Below are 26,229 nucleotides of genomic sequence, written 5' to 3' on the forward strand. Positions count from 1 at the left end.
ACGTACTTGTTTGTCATATATAGTGCTGAACGTTGGCAAAAGTGCTTCAAAAGCTTTCCGGTTCAATCCTGTTAATGCCCGTAACAGCCTATCTTGTTTTAATGCCCGTTCGATGTTCAGCATTTCCCCACTTAAGTACTAACTTTCTATTCTCCCTTATTTCCCAACAACTCTACTTTTGGAGAAACTCCAAGATTTGTTTCCCTTTAAAACCTTTCGCCAATTGATATAAATAAGTGGCAAAAGGTTGGAACTCCTCACCTTGTTCTTCTAGTTTTAGCGATCGTTCCGCAATACTTCTTAAGTCCCCCCGCATAGCCAAATCTAGCAAAATTGCCAGTTCGTCTGCGGGCGGAGGCACAATCGCCGCCTGAGATGTTAAGTGTAAAGGATGAATTGAACTTTTTTGTTCATCCGTCATCTTTCTTACCTTGTCTTCATATACCCATGTCAATCCCAAGTGAATCTGTAACTTTTCTAAAAGTTCTGCTTTGTGGATAGGTTTGGGGAGAAAGTCATCACAGCCAACTTTGCGGCTTTCTTGTTGATTAAACTCAAATACACTAGCCGAGACTGCAATCACGACTATTTCCTGAAAATTTGGTAACAATCTCAAGCGACGGGTAGCTTCAAAACCATCCATTCCTGTCATCACCAAATCCATCAAAATCAAGTCAGGCTGAAATTCTGGGATTTTATGCAGACAGTCTAAGCCATCACTAGCTACCAAAATTTCAAAACCCAAAGGCTCTAAAATATTGACTAAAACCGAACGATTTTCCCATTTATCATCAACCACTAAAATTTTACGTTTAGAGCCAGAAAAACCAATAATATTCAGTTGATCAATATCAACATTTGTCTGTTGCTCAACCTCTGGCAATTCTAAATCTAGCCAAAAAACACTGCCTTTGCCCAGTTCACTTTTGACACATAATTCACTACCCATCATCTGAACCAATTGACGGCTAATTGTCAAGCCCAATCCGGTTCCTTCTGTCTTTAAACTATCCTCACCCACTTGTTTAAATGGCAGAAATATGTCTTCTAATTGCTCATGGGCAATGCCAATTCCTGTGTCTGCTACTAAAAAGCGAATTTTTATTTGTGGAGATTTACCAACAAGATGTTGTCTATCTAATATCCAGTCTCCGTGCTGGGTCACATAGCCTACTTTAAAGGTTATACTACCTTTTTTGGTAAACTTAACTGCATTGCTTAATAAATTAATTAAAACTTGACGTAACCGTTTTTCATCACCACGAATTAGTTTGGGTAGAGAACAAACAGGTTGATAAACTAAAGCAAGTCCTTTAATTTCTGCACGCAGCCGACAAATTTCGGCGATGCCTTGTAAAAATGCGGGAAAATTAAAGTCCTTAAACTCTAGCTCCATTTTCCGAGCTTCTATTTTAGAAATATCTAAAATATCATTAATCAGTGTTAAAAGATGTTCACCACACTGATGGATAATATTTACACCATTTTTTTGTTGATTACTCAAAGAGATATCTGTTTTAAATATTTGTGTATAACCCAAAATTCCATTTAAAGGTGTGCGTAGTTCGTGACTCATATTTGCGAGAAATTCACTCTTGGCGCGGTTAGCATCTGCGGCGGCTTCTTCGGCTTTTTGGCGTTCCTGAATTTCTTGTTGTAGTTGTAAATTTCTCGCTTGTAATTCTAAAGTGCGTTCTTTAACTTTTGTTTCTAATGTCCGGTTATATTCTGCCAAATCATGATAAAGACGGGCATTATCTAAAGAAATTGCGGCTTGTGATGATAAAAGTTGTAAAATTTCTAATCTTTCTGGTGTAAATGCCCCAGCAATTAATTTATTTTCTAAATAAAGAATGCCAACTAACTTACCCTGATTCACAATCGGGCTACATAAGATAGATTTTGGTTGATGCAAGACAATATAACTATCTGTTGTAAATACTCCTTCAGATGTAGCATTGTTGAGTACAACATTTTCCTTAGTTCGCTGCACATAATTAATCAATGATATGGGCAATTGCAGACTCGATGCAACCGGGGTTGATTGTCGCACATTAATTTCCGTTTCCCCAAACTTACCTGATGCTTCGATAAATAAATTATCGGCTTTATCTAAAATCAAACATCCTGTTTCTGCACCAGCATTTTCTAGCAAAATGTGCATTAATTTAGCTAGTAGTTTATCTAAAACAATTTCCCCAGAAAGGGCTTGGGAGGCTTTCATCACGGTAGCTAAATCAAAAGCTCCACTCATACTGTGATTTAGTGAGTGGATGAGGCGATTTTTGTCTAAATTTGCTGTTTTGCGTTCCGATAGTCGCCCCACAATTTGGGGATATTTTGCTTCCAAATTTCTCAGCTTGGCGATCGCACCCCAGTTACTATATCCATAGTAAGCATCAGTGAGATAAATCTGGGCAACTTTTTCTCTCCCCCTCTCAAAATAAAACTTTGCTGCTAGTTCATTGGCGAGAGCCTCTTCTTGAATATATCCTTGGGCTTTAGCTCCAGCAATAGCGCGGTCATAATCTGTCATTGCTTGCCAATATTGACCAAGTATGCGAGATTTTTCTGCCTCTACAAGCTCATATTTATGCTGAAAATTCATCGGTGCATGATCTGCCCATTTTCGCATTTTTGCTTGATTATTATTTACTTTATCTAGTAGAAGTTTTTGATGTGCAGATGCAGCCGATGGATATATTGCCAGTTGTACTAAAGAATCGTAGAAATGGAATAACGGCACATTTAACCACCCTGTGACTCCATCTAAATACTCTTCGGCTTTGCTGGCATTTTCCACCGCTTGAGCAAATTCCCCAAATAAATAACAGAGAATTAATTTATTCAGGAATACATAATGAATTACTGTGCGCTCATTTGATTGGATGTGGAATGGTAACAATTGCTCTTCGTTATAAGCTTCCCCAATTAAAAGGCCAGGTTGTTCCGATAATCCAATTAAATTCAAAACTGCTTGGTGAAAGACTTGATGCCATTTTAGGGCAGTCTCTTGATGAATTTGCGCGATCGCCTTACTATATTTTGCCATCTCCTGTTCTAGGCTGGTTAATTCCGCACCACTCCAATAGGCATATTGACACCTATTACTAGCTGAATAGCCTGTGTGTACTAAATCCCCAGATTCTAATCCACTTAAATAAGCATCTTCTAAAAGTGGTAAAGTCTCTCTCACATGATGTTTCCCATGAGTGATGAATGTAGCAACTTTAAATAAAACTTGGCTTCTCACTTCATAAGCATCTAAACGTGATAATAAATTTAAAGCCAATTGTCCAATTTGATAAGCAGCTTCAATATCTTGTGATAACCCGCTAAAAACTACACCAAAATCAGCAAAACCACTCGCAGAAAAAGGTGTATTTCCATGTTGAATAGATAAATTGACTTGCTGACAAGCCATCAAAATAAATAATGCAGGTGCAGATTGATAAGCCGCAGGGACTAAACTTGCTATCAGTCTAATCGCTGCTAATTTGTGAGGATCTGTTACAGAAGGCGAATTAATTAAATCTTCTATGCCTTTACCTGCTAAATTGCTTGTAGTTTCTTGAATAGCTTGCTGAATATCTAACTCAGATGGTGCTTGGTTGAGTTTTATTCCCAACATTTCTAAAACTTCCAATCCCAGTTGCACTGCTGCAATTAGTTTCCTTTGCACTTCACAGCTTTTGATTCGCAACTCATAAACTTTCACTTTTTCTAGTTGCGTTTTTGCTTGTTGCACTACTGCTTCAGCTAATAACTCCAATTGCTCAAAGTCACCACCTAAAAATGCCGCCTCTGCTGCTTCCTGATATACCTTTAATGTCAATTCATATTGCTGATGCCAACTGTTAGTTGTTAATAAAATCAAAGCTATCTTTAAATAGCGCATAGCAGACTCATAAGCCGCGGCGGCTTTCGCTTTTTTACCTGCGAGTAGATTGAGTTCAGCTAACTCATATTTTTCTGACTCTGAACTTAGTAAATCGATACCATAATTTAGGTGATTGACTAAAGAAAAAATATGTTCTTTTTGCTCTTCTAGGGACGTTTTTTGTAAAATTAATCGACCAATTTGAAAATGTGTTGCCTTTTTCTGCTCATCGGGAATTAGCGAATAAGATGCTTGCTGTACACGGTCATGTAAAAACTTGTAGGTAATTGGCTGCGGTAATGAGTCTGTTAGCAATTCTGCTTCTGGCTGTTCATTTAAAACTAGCGGTATTTTATAAGACGAATCTAAAGGTAAAACCAGCCCTGCTTGTAAAGCTTCCCAGAGTTCTGCGGCTGTTTCTGTCCAAGATTTTTGGTTAACAATGCTTAAAATATCTAAATTAAATTTATCGCCAATACAAGCTGCTAATTGTAAAATTTTTTGGGTTGTTGGTGATAATTTTTGAATTTGATTTACCATCAGTTCAACGACATTATCGGTAATTTCAATGTCTTGAATCAGTTCCAGATTCCACTGCCAAGAAGCTGTAATGAAATCAAAAAACAACAAGTTCTCTTGGTACAGAGACTTGATAATTTGGGTAACAAAAAATGGATTGCCTTGGGTTTTATTAAAGACTAAATCAGCTAATTTTTGTGATTCTTCTCTGCGACTTTTAATTGTATCATGAACTAACTGTTGGACATACCCAATCTCTAAAGGCTGAAGCACAATACTATTGATACTTACTCCCAATTTTTGGAGTTCTTCTAGAGTTAATACTAAAGGATGTGTCGAATTCACTTCGTTATCACGATATGCACCTATTAATAATAAATATTGACTTTCCGGGTCACTCAGCAACAGTTTAATTAGCTTAAGAGAAGCTACATCTGCCCACTGTAAATCATCCAAGAAAATTACTAATGGATGTTCTGCTTGGGAAAATACATAAATAAATTGTTGAAATAATCGATTGAAGCGATTTTGCGCTTCATTAATTACTAATGTTGGGATGTCAGGCTGAACGCCGATAATTTTTTCCACATCAGGAATCACGTCAATAATAACTTGACCGTGGATACCAACTGCTGATAAAAGTTTGTTTTTCCAGATTGTGATTTTTTCAGTGTTTTCTGTTAATATCTGACGGATTAATTCTTGAATAGCCTGAATTAACGCTGCATAAGGTATATGACGTTTATACTGATCAAATTTTCCCGCAATAAAATACCCATGCTGGCGGATAATTGGTTTATAAACTTCATTTATTAACGAAGACTTACCAATTCCCGAATAACCGCTAACTAACATTAACTCAGCCTTTCCAGAACTAACTTGCTCAAAGGTATTGATCAATTTAGTAACTTCTCCTTCTCTACCATAAAGTTTTTGCGGAATCAGCAATTGACTAGATAAATCAAGTTGACCAACAACAAAATTATCAATTTTACCAGTTGTTTGTAGTTGTTTTAAACATATTTCCAAGTCTGCTTTTAAACCCAAAGCATTTTGGTATCTTTCTTCAGCAGTTTTAGCTAATAATTTCATGATAATATTCGACACTGCTGGAGGAATTTGAGCATTTAAAGCTTGAGGTGGTATAGGGATTTTAGCAATATGTGAATGAATGATTTCTAAAGGGTCATTTACATCAAAAGGTGGCGTGCCAAGGAGAATGTGATATAGTGTCACACCTAACGAGTACAAATCAGTTCGATAGTCTATAGAACGGTTCATTCTCCCAGTTTGCTCTGGTGAAATATAAGCAAGACTATTTTCTGGGAAATTGAGATAATTAACTGTCTGATTTTCTCTAGATAAGCGTGAAGCAATACTAAAATCTATAATTTTTATTTTATTTGTGTTGGGGTTAATTAAAATATTACGAGGCTGAATATCTTGATGAATAATATGATTTTGATGTAACTGAGATAGTGTTAAAGCTAATTGAATCGCAATTTGTAAAAAAATGTTTAATTCTGAGGTTTTTGTGTTAATAAAATCCTGGAGTATTTCTCCAGGAATATCTTCTAAGATGAGGGCTATGCCATTTTGTGTACTTTCTAAAGCTAGAGGTTGAATCACTCCTTCTATTGTCAAAGATTGCAGTATTTGATACTCATATCTAATCCGAGTGATTTGCTCAATTGTGGGATATGCAGTTTTGAGAATTTTGATAATTACCGATATTTGTTCTGATTCTTTAACAGCACGGTAAATACAGGTATTTGCGTTATCATAAAGAACTTTGATGAGATTGTAGTCGGGAAGAATAATACTCATGTTTATTTTGTAACTTGCGTGAGCTAAATCTTGAACTCAGTAATCAAGGAACTATTTTGGTATTACTAAGTTTTTTAATGTTGGCTTACTTATATTTTGTACCATTTTCAATAATTTTTATGTGGACAATACCCGCAACTTAAAATTTTTTTTGCAACTAAAAGCATTGCCAACCTTACAAAAGTTGTCATTCAATCTTATATCCCTATACAAAGCATAGTAGCGTGTGAGGAAGCTATCATTTGCTATTACTAGATGTGGCAAAATTGGCGTAGCTCAATTCATTCACCCGATTCCAGTTATAAACTTGTTTACAGGTGATATTTTTACGGGTATTTTCTTCATATATCTCAATATAAATTTGCTGGGCGGCTTGTAATATATCCTAGCTATAGGGAGTTAGTTGTGTACCACCAGCAATCAATATCGAATCCTTAACTTGTTCGGCGACTACTTTTGCACCGATAAAAGTCACTAAACTTTTAGTCCAACTAGTAGCAATACGCCAGGGGACAGTTGGAAGTCCAGTTTGCACTCCGGGAGATGTGGTACTACGACTACAAGCAGTTGTGTTTAAAATCTTTCGGCTTTTCATCATGCTTGGTAATGTTAATAATTGATTGACTTGGAAAAGTGTTGAAGCTAGAGACTAGTCTTAACCTCTAGTCTCTAACTTCAGCGTCTCGTTTTCATTTATTTTTGTGTACACAGTTGATGATGGCTACCGATTTTTATGACAAACTCTGCAAATCAGGTTTACCCCGTAATTTGGCACAATGATTCAGTCTCACTAATTGATCAAACCCGTTTACCCAATGAATATGCCTTTGTGGAAATTCATCGTAGTGAAGATATGGCGCTGGCGATTAAAACCATGATTGTGCGGGGTGCGCCGGCTATTGGTGTGGCTGCGGCTTATGGGATGTATCTGGGGGCGAGGGAAATTAGCACAAGGGAACGCACTGAATTCTTAACTCAACTAGAAACAGTCGCCCAATTATTACGAGAGACTCGTCCCACGGCGGTAAACTTATTCTGGGCAATTAGCCGGATGTTAAAAACTGCCCAGGAAACTGAAGGAAGCATCGAAGATATCAAACAAGTTTTATTCCAAACAGCCCAAGCCATTAATGCGGAAGATTTGCAAACTTGTCAGGCGATGGGTGATCATGGTTTAACTGTACTGCCCAAAACACCCGAAAAACTCACTTTACTGACTCACTGTAATGCTGGCGCGTTAGCCACAGCCGGTTATGGTACAGCTTTGGGAGTTGTGCGTTCTGCGTGGCGCGAAGGGCGTTTAGAACGGTTGTTTGCTGATGAAACCCGCCCCCGCTTACAAGGTGCAAAACTCACAGCTTGGGAATGTGTGCAAGAAGGAATTCCCGTCACGGTAATTACCGATAACATGGCCGCCCATTGTATGCAGAGGGGTTTGATTCATGCAGTGGTTGTTGGCGCTGATAGGATTGCGGCGAATGGTGACACAGCGAATAAAATTGGCACCTATAGTTTAGCGATCGTTGCTAAAGCCCATAATGTACCTTTCTTCGTCGCTGCACCTCTTTCTACGGTAGATTTTGCATTAGCTAACGGTAGTCAAATCCCCATTGAAGAACGTCACCCAGAAGAAATTTACCAAGTGGGTAACACCAGACTCACCCCTGAAGGTGTGGAATTTTACAACCCAGCTTTTGATGTCACCCCAGCCGAATTAATCACAGCCATAATTACAGAAAATGGGGCATTTGCACCTGGTGATTTAGCTAAGTACCAGTTAAAACAGTGTGTTAACTAACTAACATCACTGTTTTTATGCAAATTCTCATTCAGTCTTGGGGGAAAAAATATCAGATTCCCACAAGCCAAAATTCTCGCCGAAGCAAAAGCCTGCTTTCTCATATATTTATGGCAGGCATTTTTTTCAGCAGCCTTTTCCCCTTGATACCAACACCAGCCGTAGGTCAAGTTACTTTATCCCCATCAAAATCCAACAACCTGGGACAGCAACTTTTACAAGAAGTCTCAAAATGTACTGAAGCTAAATCTTTTAACCAGAAACTCACAAATCCTCAAGCTGAAGCTATTGCTAATAGATGTGCTTTGCAAGTGGTAGCACTAGCTCCAAATGGCAAATTCCGCTCAGATGCTTTTGAACGTATGGCAGCTTTTATGGAAGCAGCTGGTGTGAAACTCCCTCAACCTATTAGCCAAGGACAAGCCAGTGTGCAACTTAGCTTTGCTAGTGAGAGTTCTATTTTTACGATTCCAGTCCGCATTGGTCAACAAACTCAAACTTTTATATTAGATACAGGTAATAGTCAAACAATTATTAATAGTCAACTAGCTCAACAATTAGGGCTTAACAGTAGCCCTGTACCAAATGAGCTTTTAGCTTATAAGCCAGTTATTGGTAATAACTTAAAAGCATTGGCAGTAAATACCCATATTTTACCAGTTTTAGAGGTCAATTCTGCTAGTGTTTCTGGTATACACAGCTTAGGCCTACCTGCACAGGCACTACCAAAGGATATCTCTGGAGTTTTAGGTCTGGATTTTCTCAGTAATTTCGATGTTTTACTCAATCCCAAAAAACAACAATTACAACTTTTACCACCTTCTGATTCTGTTGCTAGTGCTATCTCTTTAAAAGGAAAATTTGGGATTTTAACTGCCCAAGTTTATATTAACGGTCAAGGGCCTTTTAGCTTTGCTGTGGATACAGGCGCATACAGTATGATGGTATCCCAGTCATTAGCTCAAAAATTAGGAATTGATGATCGCCAGGCTCAAACAGTAGAAATATTCGGTTTTGGTGGACGAGAAAGCGTTAAGAAAGTTAAATTGAATAAACTGCAAATTCAGCAACATCAAGTAACTGAAATTGATGCAGTTATTGTTGAGCAAAGCAACATTCTCAAACTTCCAGGGGTAGAAGGTATTATCGGACAAAACTTTCTCAACAAATATCAACAACATTGGCGCTTTAGCAAACCCAATAGACTCGGAGTTGTTGAATCTGGAAGTTTAGTTTTACAGCTTTTATGAATGGAGTAAAGTCATCCCAATTCTCCCTTCTGCAAAATTAGTTTCAATCGTCCTAATAACTTTTCACAATCATATCACCCATGAAAAATCTTAGCTTAACAATTGGATTAATTATTTGTCTTATTTCGATTACCAGTTGTACTAGTTCCTCTACAGAAATTATCAAAGAAACTCCCACAAATAATTCTCAACAGATTAACTCTGAGATGACGCAGAGTCAGACCAAAAACTCAATTGTTAACACATCTCCCCAAGCAACTCCGACAACAGCAGTTTCTCCAAATCCAGAAAAATTGCCAAATTCCCCACCCACCATTGGCACAGTTAAAGAACTAGTCAACGGTGATTTATTGTGTTATGCCACATTAACTGATGAACAAGGAATGGAACATCAGGTAGGTGCATCTTTTGAGATTTGTGCAGAATCGGCAAAATTTTTAAACAAAAAAGTGCGGGCATCTTACACAATTGAATCGGTGAGTGATTGCCAAAGTGCTGAACCATGTGGCAAAAGTAAAAAAGAATCAATAATTACGAAGATGGAAGTTTTGAGTTAATAAAAAATATAGCTGACTAAGGATGTGAAATTTATCTAGGGTATTGATGCCTAAAAAAAATTTAACCTAAAAGCTTGGGCTATTCGTTTGGCTTGGGTTTGTGTGATTATTGGAGTAGCATTTCTCTATTTTTATCCCATCATTAGTTGTAGAGTTTGGCATGATCAAGCTGCTTGTGAAACTGAAAAGTGGCAGCAGCGTAATTTACCCTAATTCTTAATTTTCTGCCTCTGGCCATATTCTATCTCCGGTAATAGAATCAAAGATAAATAACTGACTTAAATCTAATTGGATAGACAAGCGATCGCCTACATTCACCCGCACATTTCCACCAAGTTGCACATTCAATAAAACTGTCGAACCAGGTAAACTCGTACGAATTAAAGTTTCTCGCCCCAAAGGCTCAACTACCTTCACATCAACTGAAAGTGCTGAGTGCTGAGTGCTGAGTGCTGAGTGCTGGGTGCTGGGTGCTGGGTGCTGAGTGCTGAGTGCTGAGTTATTGTTAATATAAATATGTTCTGGGCGAATACCTAAATCATAATTCTGCCCTGGATACAATTGTAATTTTTCTCTGATAACTTCGGGAACTGCAATTAATTGTTCACCAACATCAAAGCCATCATTGGTATATTTAGCTGACAAAATATTCATTGGTGGATTGCCTAAAAAAGTTGCCACCATTAGATTAGCGGGAAGAGCGTAAATGCTTTGGGGTTCGCCAATTTGTTGAATTCTGCCGCGATTTAGCACGACAATTTTATCAGCCAAGGTCATGGCCTCAACTTGGTCGTGGGTGACATAAACAGTGGTAATTCCCAATTCGTGATGGAGTTGTTTTAATTCGGCTCTGGTGTCATCGCGCAGTTGAGCATCTAAATTAGATAAAGGTTCATCCAATAAGAATACTTGGGGTTCACGGGCGATCGCTCTTCCTAATGCTACCCGTTGTTGCTGTCCCCCAGAAAGTTGTTTGGGTTTGCGATCTAACAGATGTTCCAAAGAAAGCGATCGCGCCACCGTCATTACTCTATCTTGAATTAGTTTCGCGTCCATCTGCCGCATCTGCAAACCAAAGGCGATATTTTGCGCCACTGTCATGTGCGGATAAAGGGCGTAGTTTTGAAATACCATCGCCACATCCCGCTGTCTGGCGGGGATGTTATTCATTAGGCGATCGCCTATAAATAGTTTGCCAGAAGTGGCAGTTTCTAAACCCGCGATCGTCCGTAAAATTGTCGATTTCCCACAACCAGAAGGCCCGACTAACACCCAAAATTCGCCATCGGGAATTTCAAAGGTGATATCTTCGATGGCGGTGACGTTGTTAAACCGACGTTTAATTTCTTCGAGACGTACTTTTGCCATTATTTAATTTTGTCCTTTGTCATTTGTCCTTTCCTAAACAAATCATTAGACTTCTTGCATAAATATTTTTTCTTCACCCATACACGCGAAGAAAGAGTTTAATCGGACTTTTGCAAGATGTCTATTGTTTGAGTAAAACTCTTGCGTTAAGCGCCAAATTTTCTGACTCTTAGGCTCTTTAAGTCATACTCTGAGCTTAAATTATCTTCGGTTTCTGGCTTATCCTTCTTCATAAGCTAAATTAGAGTTTCTAAACAAAGTTCAATGACTTCTTTAATATTCGTCATTAACTCATCAATTGTTTCTCCTTGGCTATAACAGGCTTTTAGTTGTGGGACTTCTCCGACATAATAGCCATCTTCATCCCGTTCAATAATGACGTAGAATTCTCTTTTGCTGGTATTCTGCATAATTTGATTTTACGGGGTTACTAATTTCATACTTCATACTTCATCCTTTATTTGTCCATGCTGGATGAGCAAATAAAGATGCAATAACGCGTACACCTCGCAGTTGATTCGATAAAGGTAAGTGACCTTTTGGCGCACTTAACTCCCAAATAAAGCCATTAGGGTAACGTGTCCAAGTATTACCATTCTTCCAAGAAATTTTCGGCCAAAAATTATCCCAATTTTTGCCAAGGCTTAACCAAATTTCTCGCTGTACAGAAAAGCCAAATTTCCCTTCGGAGTGGACTAACCACAAATTATTAATGGTGTGTAAGTCAGTCACCGGGAAATTGTCAACTTCCGTAAAATACAGCCATTTGCGTTTGACAGCCGTTGGCCCGGCTACTTCACACATTTTCTCAATAGTTACGCGATCGGCGGCTTGGAAGTCTTGCGCGGCTAGTAACTGTTGCAAAGGTTTGTAATTGATCCCTGCCTCTGATTTTAGAGGTACAATGCCTTCAGGCAAATTTGTTTGCAGAAATTCTCTGGCGTTTGGTGCATCAGAGTTGTAAAGGACTTGGTAAGCTTTACCATCAATCCAAGTTGCTGGGGACTCACGACGTTTCAACAAAAATTCCATCAACACCTCTAATCCCTCATTACCCAATTCGGCTAATTGTGGGATGATCTGTTGTTGGACTTGAAGAGACCCAGCGATTAAGCGTTGTCGAAGGGAGTCGATGTCATTAGCAGTGCCTGATACAATCATTGGGTCTGTCATGCCATTACTCGTGTTAGCGGTCAGTGAACAAGCGATCGCTATCAAAGGTTTTTGTTGATGAAACACTGATAGCGAAAAGTAGTTTACTATTTTTGATCGTACAAAATTGCGCCAGTTTCGCTGAAATCCCTAAATGCTATACAAAGGGAATAGGGGGAAAATCTGCATATTTAGGGGCGCTTAGGCTAGGGACTAAAGGCTAGAACCTAAGCAAGATGAAGGATAGAGGCTGAAGGTGAAATTTATATTTGACACTTCATACTTCATACTTCATACTTCATACTTTTTATGTTTTTGTGGAGTGTTTGAACTATGTACAACAAGATTACCCCCCCGACAAGTGGATCAAAAATCACCTTTAAAAATGGTGAGCCAATTGTACCTGATAATCCAATTATCCCGTTTATTCGAGGTGATGGAACAGGTATTGATATCTGGCCGGCTACCCAAAAGGTACTCGATGCGGCGGTAGCTAAAGCATATCAGGGTAAACGTCAGATTAGTTGGTTTAAGGTTTACGCTGGTGATGAAGCTTGTGATTTATACGGCACTTATCAGTATTTGCCTGAAGATACGCTCACGGCAATTAAAGAATATGGTGTAGCAATTAAAGGGCCTTTGACCACTCCTATTGGTGGTGGGATTCGTTCTCTGAATGTGGCATTACGTCAAATTTTTGACTTATATGCTTGCGTACGTCCTTGCCGTTATTACGCTGGTACGCCTTCACCACACAAAAATCCTGAAAAGCTCGATGTAATTGTTTATCGGGAAAACACCGAAGATATTTATTTGGGTATTGAGTGGAAACAAGGTAGTGAAATAGGCTCACGCTTAATCTCTATCCTCAACAACGAACTCATCCCCGCCACCCCAGAACACGGGAAAAAGCAAATCCCGCTTGATTCTGGTATCGGGATCAAACCCATCAGCAAAACTGGTTCCCAGCGTCTTGTTCGCCGCGCCATCAAACACGCCTTAACTTTACCCCAACAAAAGCAACAGGTAACGCTGGTGCATAAGGGTAACATCATGAAGTACACCGAAGGTGCTTTTCGCGATTGGGGTTATGAACTCGCAACCACCGAGTTTCGCCAAGAGACAGTCACCGAACGGGAATCTTGGATTTTAAGCAACAAGGAAAAAAATCCCAATATTTCCTTAGAAGAAAATGCCCGTCAAATTGATCCCGGTTTTGATGGACTGACAGCCGAGAAAAAAGCCCAAATTGTTCAGGAAGTTGAAACAGTCCTTAACACAATTTGGGACAGCCACGGCAATGGTCAGTGGAAAAATAAAGTCATGGTCAATGACCGGATTGCTGACAGTATTTTTCAACAAATCCAAACCCGACCTGATGAGTATTCAATTTTGGCGACAATGAACCTCAATGGCGATTACTTGTCAGATGCGGCGGCTGCTATTGTTGGCGGCTTGGGAATGGGGCCAGGCGCAAATATTGGCGACGCTTGCGCCGTTTTTGAAGCTACCCACGGTACAGCACCCAAACACGCTGGTTTAGACAAAATTAACCCTGGTTCAGTGATTTTGTCTGGCGTGATGATGTTGGAATATATCGGTTGGCAAGAAGCGGCTGACTTAATTAAGAAAGGTTTAAGTGATGCGATCGCTAACAGTCAAGTCACCTACGATTTAGCGCGGTTACTCGAACCACCAGTAGAACCTCTCAAATGTTCTGAATTTGCCGACGCAATTATCAAACATTTCGGTTAAGTTCAGGGGCGGGAGTTAACCATCAGACAATGAGCAAGATTTGGGGGATTCTCCCCCAACCCCCCAATCGGGGGACGGTTGCGTCCCCCAAACCCCCTCCAAAATAATTCTTTCGTTTTTTGTTGAATAATTATTTGTTGGTTTTGTTGTGATTTAGTTTTCTTATCTGAACCGTATTACCCCATGACTCAATTTTTAACTTCAAAATCTTCCCCTCATAGCTCAAGTTATTTTCCCTATAGGTTTAGCAGACTAGATAATTGCGAAATCTCAAGAATGTTGGCAATCAGATAGTGAAGACGTTTGGTTAGTATTTCCTGCAAATGTTTAGATTATTGTAATTATTAAAAATCAGCGACTTATATTTATTGCTGGTGAAGTTGTCAGAACTCAAAATGTCCGTCCAGGTTTTAATATCGCAGTGAATGAATTATTAGAGATTAAAAGCTTTGGGTGTAGACTCTGATAGTATTTAACCTAAATTTAACAATATTTCTTTTGATGTTTGAGCCATAAAGGCAATTTTTTGTAGCCCAAATCTATGACAATAAAGCTGATAACAGATTGCGTAAATTTGCTGCAAAAAACTCTTATGACTCTTAACCGCAGACATTTCTTATTTTTACTGGGTGCAGGTGCTGGTACTTTTGCATTAGATTCTTTTGCATTGGCTGACAAATCACCTCTTAGCCAAGCGCCAAGTAGCACAGGTGTAATTGAACTACCACCTTTACCCTACGCTTACGAAGCATTAGAACCACATATCGATGCGAAAACAATGCAGTTTCATCACGATAAGCACCATGCGGCTTATGTGAAAAACTTGAATGCTGCGTTAGACAAACATCCAGAACTCAAAAACAAACCTGTTGAAGAACTGTTACGCAAACTTGGCAAAGTTCCAGCAGATATCCGCACAACAGTCCGCAATAATGGCGGTGGTCATGTTAACCACTCAATGTTTTGGAAAATTATGAAGCCGGAGGGAGGCGGAGAACCGACAGGAGAAATAGCCACGGCAATTAATCAAAATTTTGGGAATTTTGCAGCCTTTAAAAAGCAATTTAACGAAGCTGGCACAGCGCGTTTTGGTAGTGGTTGGGTTTGGCTTGTCCGGAATAAAAATGGCAAGTTAGAAATCACAACTACAGCTAATCAAGATAATCCCCTTAGTGAAGGTAAATATCCGATTTTCGGTAATGATGTTTGGGAACACGCCTATTATCTCAACTATCAAAACCGCCGCGCTGATTATTTAACGGCATGGTGGAATGTTGTTAATTGGGATGAGATTAACAACCGATTTGCAGCAGCAAGTAAATTTGCGTATTAAGGTTGATTTGTAAATACAAATAAGCTTAGATCCCCGACTTCTTAAAGAAGTCGGGGATCTTGTTTTTTACAGAAAGATTAGAATATTGTGTAATTTTACCTCCTGCCTCCTGCCTCCTGCCTTCTGCCTTCTCCCATATCACAGTCCTAATGCTTTACGTGTACCAGGGCCAACAATACCATCTGCGGTTAAACCTTGCTTTTCTTGAAATGCTGTGACTGCATTATCGGTAGCTGCACCAAATACACCATCAGCTTTGAGACTAAAGCCTTTTTGAATGAGCGCTTTCTGCACAGCAAGTACATCATCTCCTCGCATTGGGGGGTCAGTTAAAAATAAAATTCTTGGCTGTCCAGAAATAGAATTAGGTTGGGATAAAGCTCTCATTTCTGATTGGATAATGGGAAACTTTGCATCCCAAGTAGCAGCATCCCTAACATTTAACCCATCATCAATATGAACTGAATCTGCGGGGGTAAAATCTCCTCCCCATCGCAACATCGGATCGTTACGGATACTTTGAATAAAATTTTGAATTTCTTTTGGCAGATTTTTTAAGTTGTTTTTATCGAGATCGTTACTATTAAATAATTTATCTCCTAGGGAAACATTCATATCGATGCCATGACCAACTAAATGATTTGATCTACTAGCAGGACGGACAATTGCACCCGATACTACACCACCTTGTAAACGAGTAGAACTAGTGACGAAAATTTTGATACCAGTATCAGTAGCGAATTTATCAACTTTTTCTAGGGAGTCGAAAAACTCAATATCTGCTAAAAGAGGTTTACCAATAAATCGAGGTGATTTAAATGCTTCTAATTTAGTTACCATAATTACCTTTATTTGGTATGCACTAGTTAATTTTTCGGAAATATTCTATGGTGATGCAGGAATTTAGACTAGATAGTTATGGATTTATAATATTTCTCTTACCTTTAGTAGTAGCCTTAAGTATAATTTTTGTTTTTTGCTTTTTGGATAATCAAGCATTAAGAAATATCAACTGATGTGAAGCGATCGCGCACTATTACAGCAGTATCTGCAAAGTCACTAAATACGCCATCTATCCTTAAACTAAAAAATAGTTCATATTCCCCTTGGGGATTACCTTGAAAGTCTAGAGGTAGAAAGCTATCTTCATTGCGAAAAGTCCAGATATGTACTTGCAAACCAGCAGTATGAGCATTGTGTACCACAGATGTTGGTGTTTGTAATTTATTGTTACTATCTCTAGGAACGAGAATATCTTTATGAATACCAATTGCTTGGGCATATTTGGCAATTTCTTCTAACCCTGATTTTGTCACTAAATCGGTATATGTGCGAATATCACCACTAACGGTACAATCAAAAGGCTGATCAGTAAGATTAATTAACTGTACTAAAGGTAAATGAGTTTTTTGGGCTAAATATTGTAAGTTACTCACTTCAAAAGATTGAATAAAAATAGGTGTATTTTCTGCCTGATAACCTAAAGTGGCAAGTAGAGGTTCTTCTAAAGCTAAATTTATCGATCTAAAATAAGTGGGATGCTTTGTTTCTGGATAAATGCCAATATTTCGCCCCAGTTTTATACTGTAATTCTTGGCTAAATCAATAATTTCTTGGAGTGTGGGAATTTCCCACAAATTATCATAAATAGTATTTTGCTGGCGTAATTGAGGAATTCTTTCTTTGGCGCATAATGTTTTGATTTCGGCTAGGGTAAAGTCTTCTGTAAACCAGCCAGTTTTTGACTCGCCATCAATAATTTTAGTAGTTCGCCGTTGAGCAAATTCTGGATGGTTAGCAACATCAGTAGTTGCGGAAATTTCATTTTCGTGACGCGCAATTAAAACACCATCTTGAGTGGAAACTAAATCTGGTTCAATATAGTCTGCACCGAAATTAATGGCTAATTCGTAAGCGGCTAAAGTATGTTCTGGACGATAGCCACTCGCACCGCGATGAGCAATGATGATGGGTTTTTTCTTCATTGTCGGGGGATTTTTTTAACAAATGTTAATATTGGGGGACGGGATGCGATCGCTTATTCCTGATTGCTAATGCCTTTTGATACCCAAGACGATTAACCTAGAATAATCCCGACAAATAAAATTATATTTGCTCAGTATCTTCCCATAAGTCTAATGATCCAGATTCAGCCTGAACTCAAACGCATAGAAGAATTACGCCAGCTACTGCAACAAGCTAGTTACGCCTATTATGTTTTAGACACACCCATCATGGAAGATGCAGTCTATGACCAGCTATACCGCGAATTGCAACAGTTAGAAATTCAGTATCCAGAATTCGTTACACCCGACAGTCCAACTCAGCGCGTGGGTGAAAGACCTGCTACACACTTTACCTCAGTTCGCCACAACATCCCTCTATATAGTTTGGAGAATGCTTTTAATATTGATGAGTTGCAAGCTTGGGATCAACGTTGGCGGCGACAACTCCCGGCAAGCGACGCGGTAGAATATGTCTCGGAACTGAAAATTGATGGTTCGGCTTTGGCGCTGACTTACCAAAATGGTGTGTTAGTCAGAGGTGCAACTAGAGGTGATGGGGTTACGGGTGAAGAAATTACCCAAAATGTGCGAACAATTCGTTCCATTCCCTTGCGCTTAAACTTTGATGGGATAGAACCGATAGAAAGAATTGAAGTGCGCGGTGAAGCATTTTTACCCTTGGAAGTATTTAAGCAAATCAACGAAGAACGGCAAAAAGCCGGCGAACAGTTATTTGCGAATCCCCGCAACGCCGCAGCAGGTACACTCAGACAGTTAGATTCCCGCATTGTGGCGCGGAGGCGGTTAGATTTCTTTGCCTATACATTGCATATTCCCGGTATGGATGATGCGAGTATTGCCAATACTCAGTGGGAAGCCTTGGAATTATTACAAAAAATGGGTTTTCGGGTAAATCCCAATCATCAGTTGTGTGAGTCTTTGTCAGAAGTGGCAGAATACTACAAATACTGGGATACGGAAAGATTGAATTTACCCTACATGACCGATGGTGTAGTGGTAAAACTAAATGCTTTTAAACTGCAAGAACAATTAGGGTTTACCCAAAAATTCCCGCGCTGGGCGGTAGCGTTGAAGTACCCAGCGGAAGAAGCACCCACCCGTGTGGAAAATATTGCGGTGAATGTGGGTAGAACTGGGGCGTTAACACCGTTGGCAGAGATGCGTCCGGTACAATTGGCGGGGACAACAGTTTCTCGCGCTACCTTACATAATAGCGATCGCATTGTCCAATTAGATATCCGCATCGGTGACACCGTAATTGTTCGCAAAGCCGGGGAAATTATTCCCGAAGTGGTGCGGGTAATTAAAGAATTGCGTCCCGCTGACACCGAACCATTTGTGATGCCTAGCCATTGCCCAGTTTGCGGTCAACCAGTCGTGCGAGAATCAGGAGAAGCCGTGACTCGCTGCGTAAATGCTTCTTGTGCAGCTATTCTCAAAGGTTCCATTGAACATTGGGTTAGCCGTGATGCTTTAGATATTAAAGGTGTGGGAGAAAAATTAGTGCATCAACTGGTAGATAAAGGTTTGGTGCATTCTGTCGCTGATTTGTATGATTTGACAGAAGCACAATTATCTAGCTTAGAAAGAATGGGGGAAAAATCAGCCCAGAAATTAGTAGAAGCGATCGCCCAATCCAAAAATCAACCTTGGCATAGGGTATTGTATGGTTTAGGCATCCGTCATGTGGGCAGTGTGAATGCCCAACTCATCACCGAAAAGTATCCCGCAGTCGAGAAGTTAGAAGCCGCCAAACAATCAGACATTGCTGGTATTTATGGAATTGGGGCAGAAATCGCCCAATCTGTTTATCAGTGGTTTCACATTGATGCCAATCAAATTTTAATTGAACGATTAAAAACAATAGGGTTACAATTATTTGCCGAAGCAACTACAACCGTTGGTGATATTAACCAAAAGTTTGCCGGGAAAACCTTCGTAATTACAGGCACATTACCCACCTTAAAGCGGGATGAAGCTAAAGCATTCATTCAAAAAGCTGGCGGTAAAGTTACAGATTCCATCAGCAAAAAAACAGATTATTTGCTAGTAGGAGAAGATTCTGGTTCTAAATTAGCCAAAGCCCAGGCTTTAGGAATTACTCAGTTAACAGAGGAACAATTGTTAACAATGTTAGAGGATGTATAGGAATCATATTTGATTTTGGGAAAAAACTAACTATACCTGTGTTATTTCTTTTCCTGTTACCTATTTCCTGTTCCCTGTTCCCTAACTACACAAGTAATTTCAATAATCAAGTCAGATTCCTATATCAGATTAACTGAATTCTATAGTCTCCACAAAAGACAAAATATTATCCTTGATGTACTCAGCTTCTTCGGCGAGATCATTTGGTGTTTCGCCATTTAAAAAGGTGCGTTGATTGCTAACTATATATAAAAACTCGCCATTAATAAAGGCCATCACGCCTCGATACGCATCCAATCTCGCAGCAGTTCCGTTATTGCCTTGTTGAGACATTGTTGAACCTTTGGGCATATCAACCAAGGCGTAACACGCTCCCTCGAAGACATCTTCTAAATACTCACTATACTTTACTTGAGCATCAGGTACATTCGTGAAAATTGCTTGTGGTACATATTTATCTACTAATATTGTTTGCAGATATTCTCGCTGTCCTTGAGATTCTAGTTCTTCTAACTGTTCTGGCGGGATAGGATAATAATCAATTCGTAGCAAAGTACCAATGTCATCAGAAAAACTGACTAATCCTTCTTGTGTTTGAATTTTACCCCCTTGCTCTGTGTCAACAGGAATGGGGACTGTAAAATTACCTAAAGGAGATTCATAGACATCTTCGAGATAGTCTTCTACAGTAATTATGTCATCTTCATCATCAAAATATTCTTCATTTTCTCCTGCTTGAAAAGCCGCAATTATTTCTTTGGTGATTTCGTCTGCTTCTTCATCTTCAAGTTCTAAAGCTGCTTGTAACTTCTTGAGAAAAGGTTCTTTATTTTTGGGGATAATTAATTCTTCTTCATCTAAAAGTGCAACTACCCCAGCCGCAAAACCATCTAAGACTAAATCTTCAGGGAGAGATTCATTCGCAGTATTAAACAAAGGACTCAACCCTTGTGATTCTGCTATATCAATGAGTTTATCGACGATTTCGATCATTTCTTCTTCCGAGTACTCTTCAAAAACCTCAAATTCCCACAGAATACCCGCTAAACCTTCGGGATCGACTTCTTCAACTGAAGAATCTGCGATCGCAGTTACCACCGCGATCGCTGCTACAGCTTCTTCAGGAGTTAAAGATTCTGCTAATGTTTTTTGTGAGTTAAAAACGTTATCATATTTAGTCATAATTGTTACACCTGTTGATTGCTTAATAGTTTGGTTAAAGGTGGGCGATCGGCTAACATTTCCCTTCCATTGATCCATCTTGAAATTATTTGTATTCAATCCATTTAACTTTCTTCATCCTCCAAATGAGACATCCAAATAGTAGTTAGCAAGATGCCTACCAAAATCAGCAAAAATTTGCTACAAATTAGGAAAAATTGCCCATTACTCAGATTAATTGGTCTTGAGAACTTTAGTCTTCATCAAAATTCTTAGATTTTAATAGTTAAATTTCATAATTCATCTACTGCTAATGATTACCATAAAACATAAATTTATATTTTTTTTTAACAGTTCTATAAATTCTCTCATCTCCAAACCAAAATCCTCTAGAGTAATCTGCTTTTGCCATCCTGATATCTGATGCACCTGCAACACTAAATTTTATTTAAGGGGCTGAAAATCAACAAACACTCAATTTTTGAGTTGCTTTGTATCAAAGAAGCTTGACAATGTTTTCACCATATATTGTGCCGAAATCCCAATTCTTTGGATTAATTTAAGATTGATCGAAAAATAGCTATGTGTAAGCTGCTAGAACATCAAGTTTTGATCATCTAGCAAGAGAACTATATCTAACGATAGAAAATAAACTAGCTCTCGATAGATTTTCTTTACCAAGAGTAGGATGGCATAATACCGAAGTGCAAAGCAACACATAGCAATTATTCAAATCCCAATTTAAAACTTTTATGGTGCAAACACCTCCATCCCAGTTCTCCCCAGACCAATACAAAGTAGATTCCGCGACAGCAGAAGTAGAAGCTCTCATCCAAACGCCACCATCAGATACAGAGCTTAACCTAGAGTTCCTCTACACCAGAGATATTGAATTTCGCCAAGAAACAATTTACTTTATCGTGGTCGATCGCTTTCATGACGGCGACCCCGAAAATAGTGAAGGTATTAACGCAGAATTATACGATCCCAGCGGCCAAGATTGGGGTAAATACTGGGGTGGCGATTTGCAAGGTGTCATTGACAAATTAGACTATCTCAAAAATATGGGAGTTACCGCCGTTTGGCTAACTCCTTTATTTGAGCAAGTAGAAGAATTATTTGTGGGTAATGCAGCCATACATGGTTATTGGACAAAAGACTTTAAACGCATTAATCCCCGCTTTATTGCTAAAGACGAAAACCCTTCGTTAAATGAAACCCAAGAAGCCAAAAATACAACTTTTGACCGCTTAATTGCCGAGTTGCACAAACGCAACATGAAACTGGTGTTGGATATTGTTTGTAACCACAGCACCCCAGATACCAGCGGTAGCAAAGGTGAATTGTTTGATGACGGCGTAAAAATTGCCGACTTCCATAACGATGTGAATAACTGGTATCACCATTATGGTGAAGTGCAGAACTGGGAAGATGATTGGCAAGTGCAGAACTGTGAATTAGCAGGTTTGGCAACCTTCAATGAAAACAATAGTGAATATCGTGAATATATCAAATCAGCCATTAAACAATGGCTAGATAGAGGTGTAGATGCCCTGCGGGTGGACACTGTGAAGCATATGCCGATCTGGTTTTGGCAAGAATTCACAGGCGATATGTATAACCACAAACCAGATGTATTTATCTTTGGGGAATGGATTTACAGTAGCCCCACAGACGATCGCTCTGTGGAATTTGTCAATAATTCCGGCATGACAATGCTAGATTTTGGCTTGTGCGTAGCCATTCGTGCCGCCCTTGCCCAAGGTTCAGAAAACGGATTTCAGACAATTCAATACATTTTTGATGAAGACTACCACTACAACGGCGCAACCGAGTTAATTACCTTCATCGATAACCACGATATGCCGCGCTTTCAATCGCTGAACCCTGATCCCGCGATGTTGAGAGTAGCGATCGCCTTGATTATGACATCCCGTGGTATTCCTTGCATTTATTACGGTACAGAACAGTATCTGCATAATGACAACGATGGCGGTAACGACCCATACAACCGCCCCAAGATGGAAACATGGGACAACGACACAGAAGTTTACCGCTACATCCGCTTACTGTCGGGCTTACGACGGCTAAACCCAGCTATCTCAATGGGTAGTCATTGGCAAAAATACATCACCCCCGATGTTTATTGTTACATTCGCCGCTATCGTGATTCCCTGTGCTTCGTCGCCCTCAACCGAGGTGGAGAAGTCACATTACCCGAAATCGAAACAGAACTACCCGATGGCGAACACACTTGTGTCATCACCCGCAATAAATACGAAGTCAAAGACGGCAAAATTTACGACCTACACATAGAAGAACGAGGAGTAATTGTCCTCAGCCACGTAGGCGAAAGAATCAAAGGCCAAACCATCATTCGCGTGCAATTGAATGGCGTAAATACCCAACTTGGTGAAACCATAGTTGTTACAGGCGACTGCCCAGAATTAGGCAATTGGGATATTAGTAAAGCTTATCCCTTGGAATATATCAACGCCAATACTTGGTTTGCCGAGATTCCCTTTGATGAAAGTGCGGGCAAATTGATTAGTTATAAATATGCATTATGGCGCGAAGGGCGATCGCCCCTACGGGAAAACACCACACCCCGCCGTTGGGTAGTCGCCAAAGAAGGCACAGTCAAATGGCGTGACACTTGGGCAACAGGACGAGAATCTTAGAAGTCTGAAGGCTCGGAGGGTATAGGGAGATAATATGTAATTTCCAGGTATTACACATTGTCTCCCTACTAAAACTTATCCATCACCATATAAGTGATTTGGGCGAAAAACAGGTGGCGTTATACATTAAATGTATAGCAAGAAGCATAAAGAGTCAGACAGACAGCATGAATAACAGGAATAGTCATACTTTTCCTCCTGTTTTCTGCCCCCTGCCTCCTGCTATATCTCTCACACCTGACCAACTCAGGCTTGGTCGTTCACAGCGAAGGGTTTGGAAATGTTTGCTTCCTCAGAGACTCCTATAATTGGGACAATTTTATTAGTAGCTTTCGGCATATTAGGCTGGGGCTTTTATCGCGCCAGACCTTTTGGAAAACTGGGAATCTTAGCCTGGTTGCAGTCAGTGGTGTTAATCTCTCCCTGGCTGCTATTCTTTGGTTTGTTTGCTGCGGGAATTTACCTCAACATAGTCGGCATATTGTTGTTGGTGGTAGCTTCTGCGGGATTATATATCTACCTTGGTAGACAACTACGGGCGGCTGGGCAAGATGCCATTCTCAAGCAACGAGCAACAGAAAGGCTTGCAGCTAATTCCGCCGCCGATGGTAATGCTGCCCAAACACCAGCCAGCGGCGAACTTAAAGAAGCCTTATCAATTCCCGAAGCAGATTTAAGCGCCATTAGAAGCATTTTTGGCATTGATACATTTTTCGCCACAGAAACGATCGCCTACCAAGACGGCGCTATCTTTAAAGGTAATCTGCGCGGCGAACCCCAAGAAGTTCACAACCGCCTCAGTGACAAGTTACGGGAACGTCTTGGTGAGCAATATCGCCTGTTTTTAGTAGAAAACACAGACGGTAAACCTGTAATAATTGTCCTGCCTAGTCTTAACGATCCCCGTCCCACAACCGCAGCCCAAAAAGCCTTTGCCGGTATCTTGCTCATCGCCACTCTGGCTACCTGTTTAGAAACTGCTGGGCTACTCCTGAACTTTGATTTATTTGCTACCCCAGAACGCTTCGCCCAAGCCTTACCCATTGGCGTGGGCATATTTGTCATTTTAATCGCTCACGAAATTGGTCATTGGGTACTGGCGCGACGTTACCAAGTCCGTCTTAGCTGGCCTTTCTTTTTACCCGCCGTGCAAATTGGCTCATTTGGTTCAATTACCCGCTTTGAATCTCTCTTACCCAACCGCACAGCATTATTTGATATTACTTTGGCAGGGCCAGCCGCTGGCGGTATCGTCTCTTTAATCATGTTGATTGTGGGATTATTGCTTTCCCACCCAGGTAGCTTATTTCAAGTGCCTAATCAGTTCTTCCAAGGCTCCATTTTAGTCGGAAGCTTGGCGCGAGTAGTCCTCGGTTCCGCTTTACAATCACCCTTAGTCAACGTCCATCCTTTAGTAATTATTGGTTGGCTAGGTTTGGTCATCACCGCTTTAAACCTTATGCCAGCCGGCGCTTTAGATGGTGGACGCATCGTGCAAGCGATTTATGGGCGCAAAACTGCCGGAAGAGCCACATTTGCTACTTTAATTTTGCTGGCATTAGTTTCTCTCGGTAACACCTTGGCAATGTACTGGGCAATTGTCATTCTGTTTTTACAACGAGATTTAGAACGCCCCAGCTTAAACGAAATCACTGAACCCGATGATGCCAGAGCCGCGTTAGGTCTTTTGGCATTATTTTTGATGATTGCCACGCTTCTACCCTTAACTCCTGGTTTAGCTGGCCGTTTAGGCATTGGTTGATTAAGTCTGAAGTCTGAAGAATCTTCAACAAACTGTAGTGGCGTGAACTAAATTAACCCACGCCACTAAAAACTCCGCGTAACTTTGCGTTTACCTCTTCATTCCTCTGCGTTGAAAAAAGCTTAGTAATCTCAAAATGAATCTAAAAAAACAGCAAGTTCTTCAATTATAAATAAGCTCTAATAATCACTATCAGCTACACAAATTCCTTTACATTTAATCCCATTCGTAGCGGTACGCAAACAATGAGGACAGAGAATTTGTTCTACTTCCATTTCTAGATTTATCTCTACATCAGTGCTTGCTGGTAATTTGTCTTTCTCTGTCTGGGAATTTACAGTCATCACAATTAGGAGTCTACATCAAATGCTTGCACTATCATAAGTATAGCTTTGATTAAAACTTGTATCCTAGCTTGTTGATAACTAAATTTTTGAACATTAATTTTAAAATGCTCAACATTCGTCGTGAAACTTTCGCAGACTATCCAGCAATAACTGAGGTAAATAGATTAGCCTTCGGACAAGAAAACGAGGCTAACCTAATAGATAAGATTCGTCATTCAGACCGCTATATTCCCAAACTTTCATTAGTTGCCGAGATAGAAAATTTTGTAGTTGGTCACATTTTATTTAGCTACATTGACCTAGTAAATACAGAAAAACTCCAGGTAATTGGTTTAGCACCTTTGGCAGTGCATCCCCAGTTTCAAAAACAAGGTATTGGCAGCGCACTAGTAGAAGCAGGATTAAAAATAGCTGATGACAAAGGAGAAGCTTTAGTAATTGTATTAGGTCATCCCCACTTCTATAGTCGCTTTGGTTTTCAGCCTTCTGTTGTTTATCAAATCGAGTCTCCCTTTCCCGTACCAGAGGATGTTTTTATGGTTAAACCACTGCAAAACTATCAGCAAAAGTATATAGGTAAAGTTGTTTATCCACCTGCTTTTGATGAAGTCTGATATCAAAGAAAGGGTGTAGGAAAAGAAAAATAAAGATTATTGACAGCGTT

18 protein-coding genes are annotated in these 26,229 nt (G+C 39.8%); 9 read left to right on the top strand and 9 right to left on the bottom strand.

Translation table 11 applies throughout. The features are described from left to right. Positions 1-172: 172 nt before the first annotated feature. A complete protein-coding gene (locus tag IQ244_RS23985; protein WP_193898639.1) occupies positions 173-6,226 on the bottom strand; it encodes a hybrid sensor histidine kinase/response regulator in 6,054 nt (2,017 codons plus the stop codon). A 385-nt stretch (positions 6,227-6,611) separates the two neighbouring features. Then, positions 6,612-6,824, bottom strand: coding sequence for a hypothetical protein (locus IQ244_RS23990; RefSeq protein ID WP_193898641.1), 213 nt, complete (start codon positions 6,822-6,824; stop codon positions 6,612-6,614). A gap of 135 nt (positions 6,825-6,959) precedes the next feature. Between IQ244_RS23990 and mtnA the strand changes: the two genes are divergently transcribed. From mtnA to IQ244_RS24005, 3 genes are all read left to right on the top strand, one after another. Next, positions 6,960-8,024 (top strand): S-methyl-5-thioribose-1-phosphate isomerase, encoded by a 1,065-nt coding sequence (gene mtnA / locus IQ244_RS23995; protein ID WP_193898643.1) that lies wholly within the window; start codon positions 6,960-6,962, stop codon positions 8,022-8,024. Between the two features lie 17 nt (positions 8,025-8,041). Continuing rightward, entirely contained in the window at positions 8,042-9,274 is a 1,233-nt protein-coding gene (locus tag IQ244_RS24000) for a retropepsin-like aspartic protease (RefSeq protein WP_193898645.1), read from the top strand. Positions 9,275-9,354: 80 nt separating this feature from the next. Further along, complete coding sequence (locus IQ244_RS24005) at positions 9,355-9,831, top strand: hypothetical protein (RefSeq protein ID WP_193898647.1); 477 nt, start codon at positions 9,355-9,357, stop codon at positions 9,829-9,831. A 216-nt stretch (positions 9,832-10,047) separates the two neighbouring features. Here IQ244_RS24005 and IQ244_RS24010 read toward each other — a convergent pair whose 3' ends face one another. The 3 genes from IQ244_RS24010 to IQ244_RS24020 form a co-directional block, all read right to left on the bottom strand. Further along, a complete protein-coding gene (locus IQ244_RS24010) occupies positions 10,048-11,199 on the bottom strand; it encodes an ABC transporter ATP-binding protein (protein WP_193898649.1) in 1,152 nt (383 codons plus the stop codon). 236 nt (positions 11,200-11,435) lie between these two features. After that, positions 11,436-11,609 carry a type II toxin-antitoxin system HicB family antitoxin gene (locus tag IQ244_RS24015; RefSeq protein ID WP_193898651.1) on the bottom strand — a complete coding sequence of 58 codons (174 nt, stop codon included), beginning with the start codon at positions 11,607-11,609 and terminating at the stop codon, positions 11,436-11,438. A 40-nt stretch (positions 11,610-11,649) separates the two neighbouring features. Beyond that, positions 11,650-12,372, bottom strand: a complete 723-nt coding sequence (locus IQ244_RS24020; RefSeq protein ID WP_193898720.1) for a GUN4 domain-containing protein — start codon at positions 12,370-12,372, stop codon at positions 11,650-11,652. Positions 12,373-12,684: 312 nt separating this feature from the next. Between IQ244_RS24020 and IQ244_RS24025 the strand changes: the two genes are divergently transcribed. Beyond that, positions 12,685-14,106 (top strand): NADP-dependent isocitrate dehydrogenase, encoded by a 1,422-nt coding sequence (locus IQ244_RS24025; protein WP_193898653.1) that lies wholly within the window; start codon positions 12,685-12,687, stop codon positions 14,104-14,106. Positions 14,107-14,698: 592 nt separating this feature from the next. After that, positions 14,699-15,439 (top strand): superoxide dismutase, encoded by a 741-nt coding sequence (locus tag IQ244_RS24030; RefSeq protein ID WP_228059118.1) that lies wholly within the window; start codon positions 14,699-14,701, stop codon positions 15,437-15,439. A gap of 138 nt (positions 15,440-15,577) precedes the next feature. Here IQ244_RS24030 and IQ244_RS24035 read toward each other — a convergent pair whose 3' ends face one another. Both IQ244_RS24035 and IQ244_RS24040 read right to left on the bottom strand, forming a co-directional pair. Further along, a complete protein-coding gene (locus IQ244_RS24035; protein ID WP_193898655.1) occupies positions 15,578-16,279 on the bottom strand; it encodes a peptidoglycan-binding domain-containing protein in 702 nt (233 codons plus the stop codon). A gap of 158 nt (positions 16,280-16,437) precedes the next feature. Then, a complete protein-coding gene (locus tag IQ244_RS24040; protein WP_193898657.1) occupies positions 16,438-17,424 on the bottom strand; it encodes a glycerophosphodiester phosphodiesterase in 987 nt (328 codons plus the stop codon). 153 nt (positions 17,425-17,577) lie between these two features. On the opposite strand from IQ244_RS24040, the gene ligA reads away from it, so the two are divergent. Then, positions 17,578-19,614: an NAD-dependent DNA ligase LigA gene (ligA, locus tag IQ244_RS24045; RefSeq protein WP_193898659.1), complete on the top strand. Its 2,037-nt coding sequence runs from the start codon at positions 17,578-17,580 to the stop codon at positions 19,612-19,614. A 129-nt stretch (positions 19,615-19,743) separates the two neighbouring features. Here ligA and IQ244_RS24050 read toward each other — a convergent pair whose 3' ends face one another. Continuing rightward, entirely contained in the window at positions 19,744-20,796 is a 1,053-nt protein-coding gene (locus IQ244_RS24050; RefSeq protein ID WP_193898724.1) for a hypothetical protein, read from the bottom strand. A 731-nt stretch (positions 20,797-21,527) separates the two neighbouring features. Between IQ244_RS24050 and IQ244_RS24055 the strand changes: the two genes are divergently transcribed. Both IQ244_RS24055 and IQ244_RS24060 read left to right on the top strand, forming a co-directional pair. Next, entirely contained in the window at positions 21,528-23,456 is a 1,929-nt protein-coding gene (locus IQ244_RS24055) for an alpha-amylase family glycosyl hydrolase (RefSeq protein ID WP_193898661.1), read from the top strand. A 280-nt stretch (positions 23,457-23,736) separates the two neighbouring features. Beyond that, positions 23,737-25,218, top strand: a complete 1,482-nt coding sequence (locus IQ244_RS24060; protein WP_193898663.1) for a site-2 protease family protein — start codon at positions 23,737-23,739, stop codon at positions 25,216-25,218. 179 nt (positions 25,219-25,397) lie between these two features. Here IQ244_RS24060 and IQ244_RS24065 read toward each other — a convergent pair whose 3' ends face one another. Continuing rightward, entirely contained in the window at positions 25,398-25,562 is a 165-nt protein-coding gene (locus IQ244_RS24065) for a hypothetical protein (RefSeq protein ID WP_193898665.1), read from the bottom strand. A gap of 107 nt (positions 25,563-25,669) precedes the next feature. Here IQ244_RS24065 and IQ244_RS24070 point away from each other — a divergent pair, with 107 nt between their 5' ends. Continuing rightward, positions 25,670-26,179 (top strand): GNAT family N-acetyltransferase, encoded by a 510-nt coding sequence (locus IQ244_RS24070; RefSeq protein WP_193898667.1) that lies wholly within the window; start codon positions 25,670-25,672, stop codon positions 26,177-26,179. Positions 26,180-26,229 lie beyond the last annotated feature (50 nt).

The sequence above is a fragment of the Nostoc sp. LEGE 06077 genome, from assembly GCF_015207705.1.
GTDB lineage: Bacteria > Cyanobacteriota > Cyanobacteriia > Cyanobacteriales > Nostocaceae > Nostoc_B.

Excerpts from the sequence above, each read along its gene's own strand:
- IQ244_RS23985 (WP_193898639.1), bottom strand. The coding sequence starts at position 6,226 with ATGAGTATTATTCTTCCCGACTACAATCTCATCAAAGTTCTTTATGAT.
- IQ244_RS23990 (WP_193898641.1), bottom strand. The coding sequence starts at position 6,824 with ATGATGAAAAGCCGAAAGATTTTAAACACAACTGCTTGTAGTCGTAGT.
- mtnA (WP_193898643.1), top strand. The coding sequence starts at position 6,960 with ATGACAAACTCTGCAAATCAGGTTTACCCCGTAATTTGGCACAATGAT.
- IQ244_RS24000 (WP_193898645.1), top strand. The coding sequence starts at position 8,042 with ATGCAAATTCTCATTCAGTCTTGGGGGAAAAAATATCAGATTCCCACA.
- IQ244_RS24005 (WP_193898647.1), top strand. The coding sequence starts at position 9,355 with ATGAAAAATCTTAGCTTAACAATTGGATTAATTATTTGTCTTATTTCG.
- IQ244_RS24010 (WP_193898649.1), bottom strand. The coding sequence starts at position 11,199 with ATGGCAAAAGTACGTCTCGAAGAAATTAAACGTCGGTTTAACAACGTC.
- IQ244_RS24015 (WP_193898651.1), bottom strand. The coding sequence starts at position 11,609 with ATGCAGAATACCAGCAAAAGAGAATTCTACGTCATTATTGAACGGGAT.
- IQ244_RS24020 (WP_193898720.1), bottom strand. The coding sequence starts at position 12,372 with ATGACAGACCCAATGATTGTATCAGGCACTGCTAATGACATCGACTCC.
- IQ244_RS24025 (WP_193898653.1), top strand. The coding sequence starts at position 12,685 with ATGTACAACAAGATTACCCCCCCGACAAGTGGATCAAAAATCACCTTT.
- IQ244_RS24030 (WP_228059118.1), top strand. The coding sequence starts at position 14,699 with ATGACTCTTAACCGCAGACATTTCTTATTTTTACTGGGTGCAGGTGCT.
- IQ244_RS24035 (WP_193898655.1), bottom strand. The coding sequence starts at position 16,279 with ATGGTAACTAAATTAGAAGCATTTAAATCACCTCGATTTATTGGTAAA.
- IQ244_RS24040 (WP_193898657.1), bottom strand. The coding sequence starts at position 17,424 with ATGAAGAAAAAACCCATCATCATTGCTCATCGCGGTGCGAGTGGCTAT.
- ligA (WP_193898659.1), top strand. The coding sequence starts at position 17,578 with ATGATCCAGATTCAGCCTGAACTCAAACGCATAGAAGAATTACGCCAG.
- IQ244_RS24050 (WP_193898724.1), bottom strand. The coding sequence starts at position 20,796 with ATGACTAAATATGATAACGTTTTTAACTCACAAAAAACATTAGCAGAA.
- IQ244_RS24055 (WP_193898661.1), top strand. The coding sequence starts at position 21,528 with ATGGTGCAAACACCTCCATCCCAGTTCTCCCCAGACCAATACAAAGTA.
- IQ244_RS24060 (WP_193898663.1), top strand. The coding sequence starts at position 23,737 with ATGTTTGCTTCCTCAGAGACTCCTATAATTGGGACAATTTTATTAGTA.
- IQ244_RS24065 (WP_193898665.1), bottom strand. The coding sequence starts at position 25,562 with ATGACTGTAAATTCCCAGACAGAGAAAGACAAATTACCAGCAAGCACT.
- IQ244_RS24070 (WP_193898667.1), top strand. The coding sequence starts at position 25,670 with ATGCTCAACATTCGTCGTGAAACTTTCGCAGACTATCCAGCAATAACT.